The organism is Chthonobacter rhizosphaerae (assembly GCF_013839525.1).
GTDB classification, from domain to species: domain Bacteria; phylum Pseudomonadota; class Alphaproteobacteria; order Rhizobiales; family Pleomorphomonadaceae; genus Chthonobacter; species Chthonobacter rhizosphaerae.
This window is the reverse complement of the sequence record NZ_JACDIS010000004.1, coordinates 378609-392428: the sequence shown is the minus strand read 5'-3', so window position 1 is coordinate 392428 and position 13820 is coordinate 378609. Positions and strand designations below refer to the sequence as shown.

13 protein-coding genes are annotated in these 13820 nt (G+C 70.9%); 6 read left to right on the top strand and 7 right to left on the bottom strand.

Annotated features, from left to right (window positions below; all coding sequences use genetic code 11):
- Positions 1–36 precede the first annotated feature (36 nt).
- From HND91_RS09890 to HND91_RS09880, 3 genes are read left to right on the top strand one after another with little or no spacing between them, the layout of a single operon-like run.
- Entirely contained in the window at positions 37–2250 is a 2214-nt protein-coding gene (locus HND91_RS09890) for a peptidase domain-containing ABC transporter (RefSeq protein ID WP_181706389.1), read from the top strand.
- Positions 2216–3565 (top strand): HlyD family type I secretion periplasmic adaptor subunit, encoded by a 1350-nt coding sequence (locus HND91_RS09885; protein WP_181706388.1) that lies wholly within the window; start codon positions 2216–2218, stop codon positions 3563–3565. The genes HND91_RS09890 and HND91_RS09885 overlap by 35 nt, the downstream gene beginning before the upstream one ends.
- Positions 3562–5049 carry an SEL1-like repeat protein gene (locus HND91_RS09880; RefSeq protein WP_181706387.1) on the top strand — a complete coding sequence of 496 codons (1488 nt, stop codon included), beginning with the start codon at positions 3562–3564 and terminating at the stop codon, positions 5047–5049. Before HND91_RS09885 ends, HND91_RS09880 begins: the two co-directional genes overlap by 4 nt.
- Before the next feature lie 87 nt (positions 5050–5136).
- On the opposite strand, the gene HND91_RS09875 is transcribed toward HND91_RS09880, so the two are convergent.
- The 4 genes from HND91_RS09875 to HND91_RS09860 form a co-directional block, all read right to left on the bottom strand.
- Positions 5137–5985, bottom strand: coding sequence for a fumarylacetoacetate hydrolase family protein (locus HND91_RS09875; RefSeq protein ID WP_181706386.1), 849 nt, complete (start codon positions 5983–5985; stop codon positions 5137–5139).
- Positions 5986–6034: 49 nt separating this feature from the next.
- A complete protein-coding gene (locus tag HND91_RS09870; protein ID WP_181706385.1) occupies positions 6035–6778 on the bottom strand; it encodes an SDR family oxidoreductase in 744 nt (247 codons plus the stop codon).
- 65 nt (positions 6779–6843) lie between these two features.
- A complete protein-coding gene (locus HND91_RS09865; protein WP_181706384.1) occupies positions 6844–7881 on the bottom strand; it encodes an aldo/keto reductase in 1038 nt (345 codons plus the stop codon).
- 70 nt (positions 7882–7951) lie between these two features.
- Complete coding sequence (locus HND91_RS09860; protein WP_181706383.1) at positions 7952–8764, bottom strand: IclR family transcriptional regulator; 813 nt, start codon at positions 8762–8764, stop codon at positions 7952–7954.
- A 105-nt stretch (positions 8765–8869) separates the two neighbouring features.
- Between HND91_RS09860 and HND91_RS09855 the strand changes: the two genes are divergently transcribed.
- Both HND91_RS09855 and HND91_RS09850 read left to right on the top strand, forming a co-directional pair.
- Positions 8870–10153, top strand: a complete 1284-nt coding sequence (locus HND91_RS09855) for an L-fuconate dehydratase (RefSeq protein WP_181706382.1) — start codon at positions 8870–8872, stop codon at positions 10151–10153.
- 201 nt (positions 10154–10354) lie between these two features.
- On the top strand, positions 10355–10681 hold the full coding sequence (locus HND91_RS09850; RefSeq protein WP_181706381.1) for a hypothetical protein: 327 nt from the start codon (positions 10355–10357) through the stop codon (positions 10679–10681).
- A gap of 180 nt (positions 10682–10861) precedes the next feature.
- Here the strand turns inward: HND91_RS09850 and HND91_RS09845 are convergent, their stop codons facing one another.
- The 3 genes from HND91_RS09845 to HND91_RS09835 form a co-directional block, all read right to left on the bottom strand.
- A complete protein-coding gene (locus HND91_RS09845) occupies positions 10862–11260 on the bottom strand; it encodes a DUF1236 domain-containing protein (RefSeq protein WP_181706380.1) in 399 nt (132 codons plus the stop codon).
- 108 nt (positions 11261–11368) lie between these two features.
- Positions 11369–12010, bottom strand: coding sequence for a helix-turn-helix domain-containing protein (locus tag HND91_RS09840; protein ID WP_181706379.1), 642 nt, complete (start codon positions 12008–12010; stop codon positions 11369–11371).
- Between the two features lie 132 nt (positions 12011–12142).
- A complete protein-coding gene (locus HND91_RS09835) occupies positions 12143–12538 on the bottom strand; it encodes a dihydrofolate reductase family protein (protein ID WP_181706378.1) in 396 nt (131 codons plus the stop codon).
- Between the two features lie 285 nt (positions 12539–12823).
- Between HND91_RS09835 and HND91_RS09830 the strand changes: the two genes are divergently transcribed.
- Positions 12824–13810, top strand: a complete 987-nt coding sequence (locus HND91_RS09830; RefSeq protein ID WP_181706377.1) for an AAA family ATPase — start codon at positions 12824–12826, stop codon at positions 13808–13810.
- Positions 13811–13820 lie beyond the last annotated feature (10 nt).

Genomic DNA, 13820 nt, shown 5'->3' with positions numbered 1-13820 from the left:
CGCGAGAGGGCGGCGGCGAGGGTCGAGAGAGTGGCGATGGGTGGGCGGGATCCGGAGGCGTACCGGTCGGGCGGCGACGCGACGGCCCTGGCGGCCTTTGCGCTGGTGGCCGAAAAGCTCGGCGTCCACATCGGCCTCGACACGCTCAGGTCGCGCCACGGCGGCGAGCCCGCGAGCCCGCGCCGGCTGATCCGGATCGCCGACGAGAACGGCTTCCGGGCGCGCCGAACCCGCCTCACCTTCGACCACCTGGTGACCCTCGGCAACGCCTACCCGGCCATCCTCCGGCTGAGGTCCGGCGCCTGCGTGGTCGCCGAGGGCGTGTTCCGCACCGAAACGTCCGTCGGCATCATGGTGCGCGACCCGCTGGAGCCGGGCGCGCCGGCCCTCGCCATCGACCGGCTGCGGCTGCAGCGCGAGTGGGACGGCGAGGCCATCCTGGTCAAGCGCCGGGCGGAGGGCGACGAGGCCACCCGGCCGTTCGGCTTCCTGTGGATGCTCGGCATGGTGCTGAAGGAGCGCACGCTCTTCCGCGACATCGGCATCGCGGCCATCGCGCTCAGCCTGCTCGCCCTGGTGCCGCCACTCCTCTACATGGTGATCATCGACCGCATCCTGGTGCACCACCGCATGTCCACCCTCGGCACGCTGGTGGGCGCCATCGCGGTTCTCCTCGCCTTCGAGACCACGCTCGGCTACCTGCGCCGGTCCATGGTGGCGACCGCCACCGCGCGGGTGGACGCGCGCGTCTCCACCATTATCTTCGACCGCATGGTCGCGCTGCCGATCGACTTCTTCGACCGCACGCCCACCGGCATCGTGGCCTACAAGCTCGGGGAGGTGCGCCGGGTCCGCAACTTCCTGACCGGCCAGCTCTTCTCAACCCTTCTCGACGCCACCACGCTGATCGTCCTCATCCCGGCGATGTTCATGCTGAACGCGTCGCTCACCTGGTTCGTGCTGACGATCGCGGTCCTGATGGGCGTCGTGGTGCTCGTCTACATGCGGCCGATGGCGGACAGCTATTCCAAGGTGATCGCCGCCGAGCAGCGCAAGAACCAGTTCATGATCGAGGCCCTCCAGGGCGTCCGGACCGTGAAGTCGCTGGCGCTCGAGGGCCGCAAGCGCCGGGAGTGGGACAGCCGCGTCGCGGACTCCGTGCGCGCGTCCACGGACATGCAGCATCTCGCCAACCAGCCGCAGACCCTGCTCGCCCCCCTGGAGAAGCTGATCTACGCGGGGTCGCTCTGCCTCGGCGGCTATCTGGCCATCTCGGGCGACCACACGGTCTTCGCCGGCACGCTGGTGGCCTTCACGATGATCGCCGGCCGCGCCACCGCGCCGATCGTTCAAATCGCCGGTCTCCTGCAGCAGGTGCAGGAGGTGAAGGGTGCCATCGCCCAGGTGGCGTCGGTGGTGAACACGGCGCCGGAGCCGCGCCGGGCCAACGGCGTGCGGCCGGCGATGCGCGGGCCGATCACCTTCTCGGACGTGCGCTTCTATTATCCGGAAGCCAAGGCGCCGGCCCTCGACGGCATCTCCTTTTCGGTGGAGCCCGGCACGGTGGTCGGCGTCATGGGCCGGTCCGGCTCCGGCAAGACCACGCTGACCCGGCTCCTCCAGGGCCTGCACCAGTCCTACGAGGGCCTGATCAAGATCGACGGGGTGGAGCTGCGCGAGATCGACCTCGACCACCTGCGCGCCCGCATGGGCGTCGTCCTGCAGGACAGCTTCCTGTTCCAGGGCACCATCCGGGAGAACATCCTGGTCGGCTGCCCGGAGGCGGGCGTGGAGAAGATGATCGAGGCGGCGCGGCTTGCCGGCGCCGAGGAGTTCATCGAGCGGCTGCCGCGGTCCTACGACACGGTGATCGAGGAGAACGCGTCCAACCTGTCCGGCGGCCAGCGCCAGCGGATCGCCATCGCGCGCGCCCTGGTGATGGACCCGCCGCTTCTCGTCTTCGACGAGGCGACGAGCGCCCTCGACCCGGACAGCGAGGCGGTGATCAACGAGAACCTGCGCCGCATGGCCAAGGGCCGGACGGTGATCGTGATCTCGCACCGGCTGGCGTCGCTCACCGACTGCGACCAGATCCTCTGCCTGGAGCGCGGCAGGCTGCTGGATGCCGGCCGCCACCTGGATCTTCTCGACCGCTGTGAGGTCTACAGCCACCTCTGGTACCAGCAGAACCGACACCTGAGCCCGGGAGGCAAGCATGGCGACCGCATCGGCGCTGCCACCCGCTCTTGAGAGGACCGCGGCCGCCGACGTCCGCGAGTTCCAGTCCGACACGGCGGAACTCCTCGCCCGCAAGCCGCCGGTCAGCGCGCGCATCACGCTCCACGCCATCGCGGTCGCCCTGGTCGCGGCGATCGTGATGGCTTCGGTTTTCCCGGTCGACCGCATGGTGCAGGCCCGCGGGCGCGTCGTCGCCCAGTCGCCCACCATCGTGGTCCAGCCGCTGGAGACGGCCGTGGTCCGCCGGATCGCGGTCCGCGAGGGGCAGGTGGTCCGCAAGGGCGAGCTCATCGCGGCCCTCGACCCCACCTTCTCCAGCGCCGACGTGACCCGCCTGGACCAGCAAGTGGCGGCCCTCGGCGAGGAGATCGCGCGTCTTTCCGCCGAACTCGACGGCGAGGCCTACGCGCCGACCCGCGACGGCCTGCAGGTCGCCGCCCAGCGAGCCCTCTTCTCGTCGCGGCAGGCCGAATACCAGGCACAGCTCTCCCGCTACGACGAGAAGATCGCCGCGATCGAGGCGAGCATCGCCCGCGCCACGAGGGACCGCGACTTCTACGCCGAGCGGCTGAAGATCTATGCCGAGGTGGAGGGCATGCGGCAGACGCTGGAGAAGAAGAAGGCCGGCAGCCGCCTGAACGCGCTCGTCGCCACCGACAGCCGCGTCGAGATGGAGCGCAACGTCGTCACCAACGAGGGCGTCATCAAGGCCTCCGGCCACGAGCTGGCGGCGCTGAAGAGCGAGCGCATCGTGTTCCAGAAGCAGTGGCGCGCCCGGATCGCCCAGGACCTGTCCGAGCGGCAGGTCGCCCTCGACCAGGCCCGGGAGGAGCTCGCCAAGGCGAGCCGCCGGCTCGGGCTCGTGGAACTCGCGGCCGTTGAGGACGCCATCGTGCTCCAGGTCGGCAGCGTGTCGGTGGGCTCGGTGGTCCAGTCCGGCGAGAAGCTCGCAACCCTGGTGCCGCTCGACACGGTCTATGAGGTGGAGGCGGAGATTTCCGCTCGCGACCAGGGGTTCGTGGCCGTGGGCGACGAGGTGCAGCTGAAGTTCGACGCGTGGCCCTTCGTGGAGCACGGCTCCGCCAAGGGGCGGGTGCGGACGATCAGCCCGGACGCCTTCACGCCCCAGGCCGGCGCCAATCCGGCGCCCTACTACCTGGCCACCATCGAGATCACCGACCTCGGCCTGCGCCGGACCCCGGAGACCTTCCGGGTCGTGCCGGGCATGCCGCTCACCGCCGACATCCTGGTCGGCTCCAACACCATCATGGCCTACCTGCTCAACGGCGCGCTTGCCAATCTCGACGAGGGACTGTCCGAGCCATGACCGGCACCTCTTTCCTGAAAGCCCTCGGCGGGCGCATCGCTCGGGCCGTTCGGCTGGGCCGGCCGGCGGGCCCGCTCGACCCGGTCGAGGAGGCGCGGCGCAATCTGATCGCCGCGGAGCGCGGCGACATGGGCGCGGCCTTCGCGCTCGGGCAGGCGTTCGAGACCGGCCACGGCGTGGTGACCAACCTCGCCGACGCGGCCCACTGGTACCGCCGCGCCGCCGACGCCGGCCATGTGGAAGCGAAATCCAAGCTGGCGGTCCTGCTGCTCGCCGGCGGTCCGCCGGCCCAGCGGCGCGCCGGGGGCGCCGGCGCCATCGCGGCCTTCTTCCCGAACGGCGTCACCCTGGAGCGCGACCCGGCGGCCGCCCGCCGCTACGCGGAGGAGGCGGCCCGGGCCGGCGACCGGGACGCGGAGGCGACCTACGGCTACATCCTCGCCGCCGGCCTCGGTGGTTCGGCCGAGCCCGCGGAAGCGGCGCTCTGGTATCGCAAGGCCGCCGACCGGGGCCATGTGGAGGCGGCGCTCGGCCTCGGCACCCTCCTCGCCGGCGGCCATCTCGGAACGCCGGACCACGGGGAGGCGCGCGCCTGGTTCGACCGGGCGGCAGAGGCGGGCAACGCCACCGCGCTCATGTCCATCGGCGTGCAGCTCATGTACGGCCTCGGCACCGGCATCGACTACGAGGCGGCCGCCGGTTACCTGAAGCGCGCGGCCGAGAAGGGGAACCCCCAGGCCATGCGCCATCTGGGCGTCCTCGTCATGGAAGGGCTCGGGGTCAAGAAGGACCTGTCCGGCGCCGAGACGCTGCTGCGCGGCGCCGCGGCCCGGGGCGACGCGGAGGCCATGGCGCGGCTCGGCGATCTCTACTCGCGTGGGATCGGCCGGCCGATCGACGAGGCCGCCGCCGCCCGCTGGTACCGTCAGGCGGCGGAGAACGGCCATCAGGCGGCCCGCCGGAACCTGGACCAGCTGGCCCGGGTCGGCCGCGGCGCGCCCCAGGACACCGCCACCATGACGGAGCCCCTGAGCGACCGGGCGTCGACGCCCGCGCCGCTCCTGCCGCTCGAGGAGGCGGCCAACCGGGGCGACGCCAAGGCGGCGTTCGAGCTCGGCGTCGCCTACGCGACCGGCAACGGCGTGCAGGCGGACTTCGCCAAGGCGGCCGCCTGGTCTCGCCGCGCCGCGGAGGGCGGCCACCCCATCGCCAAGGTCAACCTCGGCCGCTTCCACATGCGCGGCGTGGGCGTGCCGCGCGACCGGGACGAGGCGCTGCGGTGGCTCCGCTCCGCCCTCGACGAGGGCGAGGTGTCGGCGGCGGTGGCGCTCGGCGAACTCTACGCCTTCTGGACCACGCCGGCCGACGTGGAGGCCGCCCGCGCCCTGTTCGCCAGGGCGGCCGATGCGGGCGACGAACGCGCCCGGATGCTGCTGGTGGACCTCGACCGGCAGGCGCAGGGGGCATCCGCCGCGGCCCGCTGACGGGCTCCCGGCGCCTCCCTCGGACACATGAAAAAAGGCCGGGCGCGAACCCGACCTTTCCCGTTCAAGCCCGAACCGAACCGCCGGTCACTCGGCCGCGACGGTCGTCTGGGTCTGTTCGCCGAGCCCTTCGATGCCGAGACGGATCTCCTGGCCCGGGCGCAGGTAGACCGGGGTCGGCTTGATGCCCATGCCGACGCCCGGCGGCGTGCCCGTGGAGATGATGTCGCCCGGGTGCAGGCTCATGAACTGCGAGATGTAGGAGACGAGGGTGCGGACGCCGAAGATCATGGTCTTCGACGAGCCGTCCTGGCGCGACACGCCGTCGACGGTCAGCCACATCTTCAGGTTCTGCGGGTCCGCCACCTCGTCGCGGGTGACGAGCCACGGGCCGATCGGGCCGAAGCTGTCGGCCGACTTGCCCTTGGTCCACTGGCCGCCGCGCTCGGTCTGGAAGGCGCGCTCCGACACGTCGTTGATGACGCAGTAGCCGGCCACGTGGTCCATGGCCGCGTCCTCGGTCACGTAGCGGGCCACCTTGCCGATGACGACGCCGAGCTCGACCTCCCAGTCGGTCTTCTCGGAGCCGCGCGGAATGATCACCGGGTCGTTCGGGCCCGTGATGGCGCTGGTGGCCTTCATGAACAGGATCGGCTCCTCCGGGATCTTGGCGCCCGTCTCGGCCGCATGGTCGGCATAGTTGAGGCCGACGCAGATGAACTTGCCGGTGCCGGCGACGCACGGGCCGTAGCGCACCGGCCCGTCCACCACGGGCAGGGACGCCGGATCGATCGCCGCGATCCGGGCAAGCCCGTCCGGGGTCAGCCATTCGCCGGCGATGTCGGTCACGTGGGCCGAGAGGTCGCGGATGCGGCCGTCGGGACCCATGAGGCCGGGCTTCTCGGCGCCGGGGGCGCCAAAACGCAGGAGCTTCATCTCTCTATTCTTCCTCGCATGTCGTCGGAACCGAAGGGTCGCGACCCTATCACACGTTGGACCAGCCGCCGTCGATCACGATGGCCTGCCCGGTCATGAAGGCGCTCTCGTCGCTCGCCAGGTAGACGACGAGCTCGGCCACCTCCTCGGCGGTGCCGAGGCGTCCCATGGGCTGGCGCGACACGAACGCCTGGCGGGCGGTCTCGAAGTCTCCGAGGGCCCGCATGCGGTCGTGAAGGCTGGGGCTCTCCACCGTGCCGGGACAGACGGCGTTCACCCGGATGCCCTTGGTGACGAAGTCCGCCGCCACCGCCTTGGTGAGGCCGATCACCGCCGCCTTGGAGGCGCCGTAGACGAAGCGGTTCGGCGCGCCGATGATGGACGAGGCCACCGACGCCATGTTGACGATGGAGCCGCCGCCGTTCTCGATCATGGCCGGCAGGAAGGACCGGATGGTCCGGTACATGGACTTCACGTTGAGGTCGAACGAGAAGTCGAAGGCGTCCTCCTCGCAGTCCAGGATGGTGCCGTTGTGCACGTAGCCGGCGCAGTTGAAGAGCACGTGCGGAGCCCCGATGGCGCGGGCGAACGCCGTGACCGCGCCGGTGTCGCGCACGTCGAGGAGATGCGTCTCGATTCCGGCGGTGCCGTTGAGCTCCTTCAGCTTGGCCTCGTTCACGTCGGTGGCGATCACCCGCGCGCCCTCGCGGGCGAAGGCGAGGGCGCTCGCGCGGCCCATGCCCTGGGCGGCCGCCGTCACGATGGCGGTCTTGCCCTTCAGTCGATCAGTCATGGATGTCATCCTCCTCATGCTGGGCCCGGCCGTCTCGTGCGGTCGGATCCTGTCTGTTCCTTCGCTCAGGCCGTCGCGGCGGTCTGGTCGGCGGCGGGAATCGGGGCGTCCGGACGGATGAGGCCCGCGGCCTTCAGGTCCGTCCAGAGCGCGGCCGGAATGGTGGCGCGCATCAGCGCCAGATTGGCGTCGAGTTCGGCGCGGTTCGCCATGCCCGGGATCACGCTGGCGATCGCCGGGTGGGTGAGCGGGAAGGCGAGCGCGGCGGCGGCCAGGGGCACGCCGTGGTCGCGGCAGACCGCCTCGATGGCGCGGGCCCGCTCCAGGATTTCGGGCGGCGCGGGCTCGTAGTTGTAGCGGGCGCCGGCCACCGGTCCGGTCGCCAGGATGCCGGAGTTGAACGGGCCGCCGACGATGAGGGTCACGCCCTCCCGCTCGCAGCGGGGCAGGAAGGACGCGAGGCTCTCCTGCTCCAGGAGGGTGTAGCGGCCGGCGAGCAGGAAGGTGTCCCAGCGGGCGTGGTCCATGGCCGCCTCGCACACCTCCCACTCGTTCACGCCGAGGCCGATCGCCTTGACGACCCCCTGGTCGCGGAGCTCGGTAAGGGCCCGCGCGCCGCCGTCCATGGCGATCCGGAACAGCTCCTCGTGCCGGTCCCCGTGGGTCACCCGACCGATGTCGTGCATGAGAAGGACGTCGATCCGGTCGAGACCGAGCCGCTGCAGCGAATCCTCGAACGACCGCATCACCGCATCGTAGGAATAGTCGAACACCGGCCGGAACGGCAGGGCCGACTTGAACGCCTGCCGGGCCGGATGGTCGCCCGGATCGGGGACCAGCATGCGGCCGACCTTGGTGGAGACGACGAAATCGGCCCGGGGCTTTTCGCGGAGAAAGTCGCCGATGCGCCGCTCCGACAGGCCGAACCCGTAGAAGGGCGCCGTGTCGTACAGGCGCAGGCCCGCGTCCCAGGTGCCGGCGAGGAGGTCCGCCGCGACCGCCTCCGGGATCGGCGCGTAGAGGTTGCCGAGCGGCGCGCCGCCGAACCCGAGCACCGTCGCCATGCAGTCGCTGCCGCCGAGGCGGCGCGTCGGAAAGCCCATGGATGTCCTCCTCCCTCGATCGGCGGCCGCGTCCGTGCGCCGGCGCGCCTTGGTTCTGGTCCAGTCCCGCTCAGTCCGTCGCCATCGCGGCGGTGATCTCGTCCGCCACGCCGACCAGGTCCTGGAGCAGGGCATCCGGTTCGATCGGCAGGCTCTTCATCCTCAGGTAGGGGGAGGTCAGCGCCGCCACCGGCTCCCCGCTGTCGAACACCGGCGCCGACAGGTCGGTCACCCCCTCCGCCGTCCCGGACGGCCGCCGGACGCGCCCGGCCGCCCGGAGGCGGGCGAGCGTGTCCAGGAAATCCGCCCGGTCGAAGGTCGGATCCCGGGCCTCGACCGCGTCGAGGATGCGGTTCCGGCGCCGCTCGCCCATGAAGGCGAGGAGACAATGGCCCGAACCGGTCAGCATCAGCGGCTGCCGATAGCCGATCCTGACCGAAAACCCGATGTGCGTCACGCTCTCCACCCGCGCGATCACCACCATCTGGGTCTCCGACGGCACGGCGAGGTGGCAGGAATAGCCCGTCCGTTCGGCGAACGCATGCATCAGCGGCAGCGCGACCCCGAGCAGCGACCGGTACGCCGGGCGGTTGAGGCCCATGCGGAACAGCTTGTCCGTGATGCTGAGGCGGTCGTCCTCGCCGCGCGCGAGAAAGCCGCGCGCCTCCAGGACGGCCACCATGCGGAAGATCTCGCCCTTGGTGCGGCCGAGCCCGTCGGCGAGCTCGCTCAAGGTGAGGCCGCGCCGCTCCTCGGAGAGCCGTTCCAGGATGTCGAGCCCCTTCTCCAGGGCGGGCGCGGTGTACCGGCGATCCCGGCTGTCGCCCGTTCCGTCCGGTTCGTCGTCCGGCGGTTCCGCGCTGTCGGTCTCCCTGCGATCCATGCCGTCCGTCCCGCGCCGTTCATTGACAGGCCTGTTTCAAGGATGCATACCCGTTTTACCTGAGAAGCGGAAGCCGTCCGGCTCGAAAAACGAAGGTGGGCAGACATGGTCAAGGACGTGACGATCACCGGCTTCCGGACGCACGACATCCGGTTCCCCACCTCCAGGGCCCTCGACGGGTCCGACGCCATGAACCCGGATCCGGACTATTCCGCCGCCTACGTCATCCTGGAGACGTCCGACCCGGGCCTGGTCGGACATGGGCTCACCTTCACCATCGGCCGGGGCAACGACCTTGCCCGCGCGGCGATCGGACACGTGGCCGACAGGGTGGTGGGCCAGTCGCTGGCGACCATTACCGCCGACATGGCCGCGTTCTGGCGCCACGTCACGGGCGACAGCCAGCTGCGCTGGCTCGGCCCCGACAAGGGGGTCATGCATCTGGCCACCGGGGCGGTGGTGAACGCGGTCTGGGACCTCTGGGGCAAGGCGGCCGGCAAGCCGGTCTGGCAGCTCGTCGCCGATCTCGACCCGGAGGCGATCGTCGGCCTCGTGGATTTCCGCTATCTCACCAACGTGCTGACCCGCGCCGAGGCGCTCGACATCGTCCGCCGCGCCAAGGAAGGCGAGGCGGAGCGCCGCGCGCGCCTCCTGGCGGAGGGTTATCCGACCTACACCACGTCGGCCGGTTGGCTCGGCTATGACGACGACAAGATCCGCCGTCTCTGCGAGGACGGCATGGCGATGGGCTGGACCCATTTCAAGCTGAAGGTCGGCCGCGACCGGGCCGACGACATCCGCCGCCTGCGCCTCGTTCGCGAGACGATCGGCGAGGACCGCACGCTGATGATCGACGCCAACCAGGTCTGGGAGGTGGACGAGGCGATCGACTGGGTGCGCGATCTCGCGCCCTTCCGGCCCTGGTTCATCGAGGAGCCGACGTCGCCCGACGACATCCTCGGCCACCGGCAGATCAAGGAGGGCGTCGCGCCGGTCAAGGTGGCGACCGGCGAGATGTGCCAGAACCGCATCCTGTTCAAGCAGTTCATCCAGGCCGACGCCATCGACGTGGTCCAGATCGACGCCGCCCGGGTCGGCGGCCTCAACGAGAACCTCGCCATCATGCTGATGGCCGCCAAGTACGGCAAGCCGGTCTGCCCGCACGCGGGCGGCGTCGGCCTCTGCGAATACGTGCAGCACCTTTCCATGATCGACTACCTGGTGATTTCCGGCACCTGGGACGGCCGGGTGGCCGAGTACGTGGATCACCTTCATGAGCATTTCGAGACGCCCTGCGTGGTGGAGAACGGCCGATATCGGGCCCCGCGCGACCCCGGCTTCTCCATCGCCATGAAGCCGGCCTCGATCCGCACCCACGAGCATCGCTGATCGGGCCTCGCGCTGCGCCGCGGCAGGTTCGGCCCGTCCGCCGGCGCCGAGGGCTCCCGGCGCCTCACGGCCGGCTGACCTCGATGTGAACGGTGCGCGATCTCGTTCGCCGGAACGATCGTCCACGCTCGTTGATTGTCCCTGCAACATCGAGGCTCCGGTTCGAGCCTCCGTTGTTTCGTAATATAAAAGGAGACAATCATGACCAAGACCGCTCTGAAGATTTCCACTCTCGCCGCCGCTATTGCTCTCGGCATGTCTTCTGCTTCCGTTGCTCAGACCTGGAGCAATGCCGGCGCGCAGAACACCAATCCGAGCGAGACGACGCAGAACGGTAACGCGACCGAGCAGCTGATGCTGCAGCACGGCGCGGGCTCCAGCGCCGTCGGCACCAACGACAGCGCCATGGGGTCGGGCTACGGCGCCGGCTACGGCATGTCGGTCTCGCCGGTGTCGCCGAAGAACACCGTCAACCCGACCGAGTCCCAGCGCGGCGACTCCACCATCGAGGAACTGCGCAAGCGCTAAGGCGCGGCGCGGGCGAGGAACTGCGCAAGCGCTGACGCGCGGCGCGGGCCGGACGCCGGCCGCAGGAACGACGAAGGCGCGGCACTCCGGTGCCGCGCCTTTTCCGTGCCGCCCGTCGCGGCGGGCAGGACGACCGGCGGCCAGGATGGACCCGGCCGCCGGCTTCGATCGATGGCTGGTTCAGTTCACCACGTCGACGACGACGCGGGTCTGCGGATCGACGATCACGCGACGCTCGTTCACGATCGCATAGGTGTAGGTGTCGTAACCCGGCACCGGCTGCAGGGTGACGGTCTCCGGCAGAGGCTGGCCCACGGCCACTTCGCCTTCCACGGCGACGGAGGTCGCCTGCTGGTCGATGACGACCTGGCGGACTTCCGCGGGCGGCGGATCGATGGTCGAGCCGAGGGCCGCGCCGGCGACCCCGCCGACGGCCGCGCCCACCGGTCCGCCCAGGATCGCGCCGGTGGCGGCCCCGCCGGCGGCGCCGGTGACCGTGCTGTCCTGCGCGATGGCGGTGCCGGCGGTCATGGCCAGGCCGGCGGCGAGAGCAAGCGTTCGAATGGTTGCGTTACGCATGACGTTCTCCACGACAAGCGCCCCCACCGTCCAAACGAACGCAGCCGGATCCTATTCCGTTCGCCTCGCGCCCGGATCCTCGCGCCTCGACCGTCAGGCGCCGGGCGGTCAGTCCTTGCCGTAGATGATGATCGACAGGTAGCTCATGGGCAGTTCGACGAGATCCTCCGGCCCGTGCGGCGCGCCCGCGTCGAAGAAGAGGGTGTCGCCGGGCTCCAGGAGATAGGACTTGTCCGCGTGTCGGTAGACCACCCGGCCGGTGAGCATGTAGATCAGCTCGATGCCGCTGTGCTGGAAGGCCGTGTAGGGCTGGGCCTCCTCCGACAGGGTGATGAGGTAGGGCTCCACCACCACGTCCCCGCCGAGGGAATGGCCGATCAGCTGGTAGTGGTGGCCCGCCTTGGTGCCCCGGCGCTCGATCCCGACGCCCTGGTTCGCCTTCACGTAGGAACAGTCCCGCCGCTCCTCGTAGGTGGCGAAGAGGGCGGAGATCGGCACATTGAGGGCGTTCGCCACCGCGTTCAGGGTGGAGAGCGACGGCGAGATCTGGCCGTTCTCGATCTTGGACATCATGCCCGGCGAGATGTCGGCCGCCGCGGCGAGCTCGGCGGCGGTGATCTCCAGCCGCTTGCGCTGCTGGCGGATCTGCGCGCCGATCGCCTGCTCCAGGGTATGGCGGGGCACATGCGGCGCGCCCGAGCCCGTGATGAGAACGTCGGAACCGCTCCGCTCGTCCGGCCTGTCTGTCACGCACCACCTCGACGCGATCGATGATGCGCGACGTTACCGGGATGCGCCGGTCCTGTCACGAGGGGCGCGGGCGGTTCCGCTGCCGCCTTTTCGGTCCGGGCTTCGTTCGCCGGCCGGATCGCGGGCCGCCGGTCAGCCGCCGACCAGCCAGGCGGGATCGAACCACCGGTCCGCCGGGCCGTCGTAGGGCAGGCGCGTGATGTCCCACACCTGGATCAGATGGGCGTAGGCGGCCCAGACGGACGGCCCGCCGCCGACGAAGACGCGCCGTCCCTTGAACCGGGCGATCACCTCCTCCGGCACCATGTGGGAGCGGATTTCCACCACGGTGCGCTCCTCGCGCGCCCAGTCCGGCACCGACGCCACCGTGCGGGGACCCGCGATCAGCACGTGGCCGCGGGTGAGCTCGAAGAAGCGCTCCACGTCGGCCACGAACTCCGGCCGCCGGTCGCCCTCCCAGGGCAGCCAGCCGTTGAGACCGAGCTGACCCCTGAGCCCGATCGCGCACATGGACCGTACGTCGGCCATTCCGCCGTCCTCCTGATGACCCGATAGGGGAAGGACCATGGGCCGCGCGGCGGCGCTTGGCAATCGGCTCCCGGAGTCGCGGCCGGCCGGTCGCCGGCTGCGAGGGGACCATCGCGCACCCTGGTGCGTTGATCTGACGGGGGACGGGTTGTCACAGGCCCGGCTCCCGTTTCGACCGTTGTGACTGGCCACGCGTCCGGCCTAGTGTTGAGCCTGGATCGGTCCGGGCCGGGCCAGCCGCCGAAGCTCCGCGACGAAGAGGGGGCCGGCCGAGGGAGGAAGTCGATGGACGGTGCGACGGCGAAGGCTGCGCAGGCGGATGTTCACGGCAGGATCGCCGCCCTGCTCCGGTCCCTGGAGGGCGGGCTCGTCGGCCGCACGCCCCTCCTGGAGCGGCTCCTGGTGGCGCTCCTGGCCGGCGGTCACGTGCTCGTCGAAGGCGCGCCGGGCCTTGCCAAGACCCGCGCGGTGAAGACCCTCGCCAGTCACCTGGACGCCTCCTTCGCGCGCATCCAGTGCACGTCGGACCTGATGCCCGCCGACCTGACCGGCACCCCAGTGTGGCGGCCGGACGCCGGTTCGTTCGAATTCGTCGCCGGCCCGCTCTTCCACGGTCTCGTCCTCGTCGACGAGATCAACCGCGCCCCGCCCAAGGTCCAGTCGGCGCTCCTGGAGGCCATGGCGGAGCGGCAGGTCACCGCGGGCGGCGTCACCCACCCGCTGCCCGATCCCTTCATGGTGGTGGCGACCCAGAACCCGATCGAGCACGAGGGCACCTTTCCGCTGCCCGAAGCCCAGCTCGACCGCTTCTTCTTCCATGTCACCGTGGACTTTCCCGACCGGGCGGCCGAGCGGGCCATCCTGGACCTCGTCGAACGGGAAACGGTGGAGCCGCAGGCCGCGCCGGTCGCCCGGCTGTCGGTGGACGAGATCCACGCCGCCCGCGACGCCGCCATGCGCACCCACCTCGCGCCGGCCCTCAAGGACTTCATCGTCCGTCTCGTGATGGCGACCCGCGACGGCACAGCCGACACGGGAACCGCCCCGGTGGTGGAGCATCCGGTGTCGCCGCGCGGCACCCTGTCGCTCGCCCTCGCGGTCAAGGCCCGCGCTTGGCTCGCCGGCCGCGACCACGGCACGCCCGACGACGTGCGGGCGCTCGCGGTGGACTGCCTGTCGCACCGGCTCGTCCTCACCTGGCGGGCGACCGCCGAGGGCGAGACGCCGCGCAAGGTCATCGAGCGGCTGTTCGACCGCGTCGTCCCGCTCTGAAGGGGCCGGC

Coding starts and splice junctions, on each gene's coding strand:
- HND91_RS09885 (WP_181706388.1), top strand. CDS start 2,216: ATGGCGACCGCATCGGCGCTGCCACCCGCTCTTGAGAGGACCGCGGCC.
- HND91_RS09830 (WP_181706377.1), top strand. CDS start 12,824: ATGGACGGTGCGACGGCGAAGGCTGCGCAGGCGGATGTTCACGGCAGG.
- HND91_RS09845 (WP_181706380.1), bottom strand. CDS start 11,260: ATGCGTAACGCAACCATTCGAACGCTTGCTCTCGCCGCCGGCCTGGCC.
- HND91_RS09880 (WP_181706387.1), top strand. CDS start 3,562: ATGACCGGCACCTCTTTCCTGAAAGCCCTCGGCGGGCGCATCGCTCGG.
- HND91_RS09850 (WP_181706381.1), top strand. CDS start 10,355: ATGACCAAGACCGCTCTGAAGATTTCCACTCTCGCCGCCGCTATTGCT.
- HND91_RS09890 (WP_181706389.1), top strand. CDS start 37: ATGGGTGGGCGGGATCCGGAGGCGTACCGGTCGGGCGGCGACGCGACG.
- HND91_RS09875 (WP_181706386.1), bottom strand. CDS start 5,985: ATGAAGCTCCTGCGTTTTGGCGCCCCCGGCGCCGAGAAGCCCGGCCTC.
- HND91_RS09860 (WP_181706383.1), bottom strand. CDS start 8,764: ATGGATCGCAGGGAGACCGACAGCGCGGAACCGCCGGACGACGAACCG.
- HND91_RS09865 (WP_181706384.1), bottom strand. CDS start 7,881: ATGGGCTTTCCGACGCGCCGCCTCGGCGGCAGCGACTGCATGGCGACG.
- HND91_RS09835 (WP_181706378.1), bottom strand. CDS start 12,538: ATGGCCGACGTACGGTCCATGTGCGCGATCGGGCTCAGGGGTCAGCTC.
- HND91_RS09870 (WP_181706385.1), bottom strand. CDS start 6,778: ATGACTGATCGACTGAAGGGCAAGACCGCCATCGTGACGGCGGCCGCC.
- HND91_RS09855 (WP_181706382.1), top strand. CDS start 8,870: ATGGTCAAGGACGTGACGATCACCGGCTTCCGGACGCACGACATCCGG.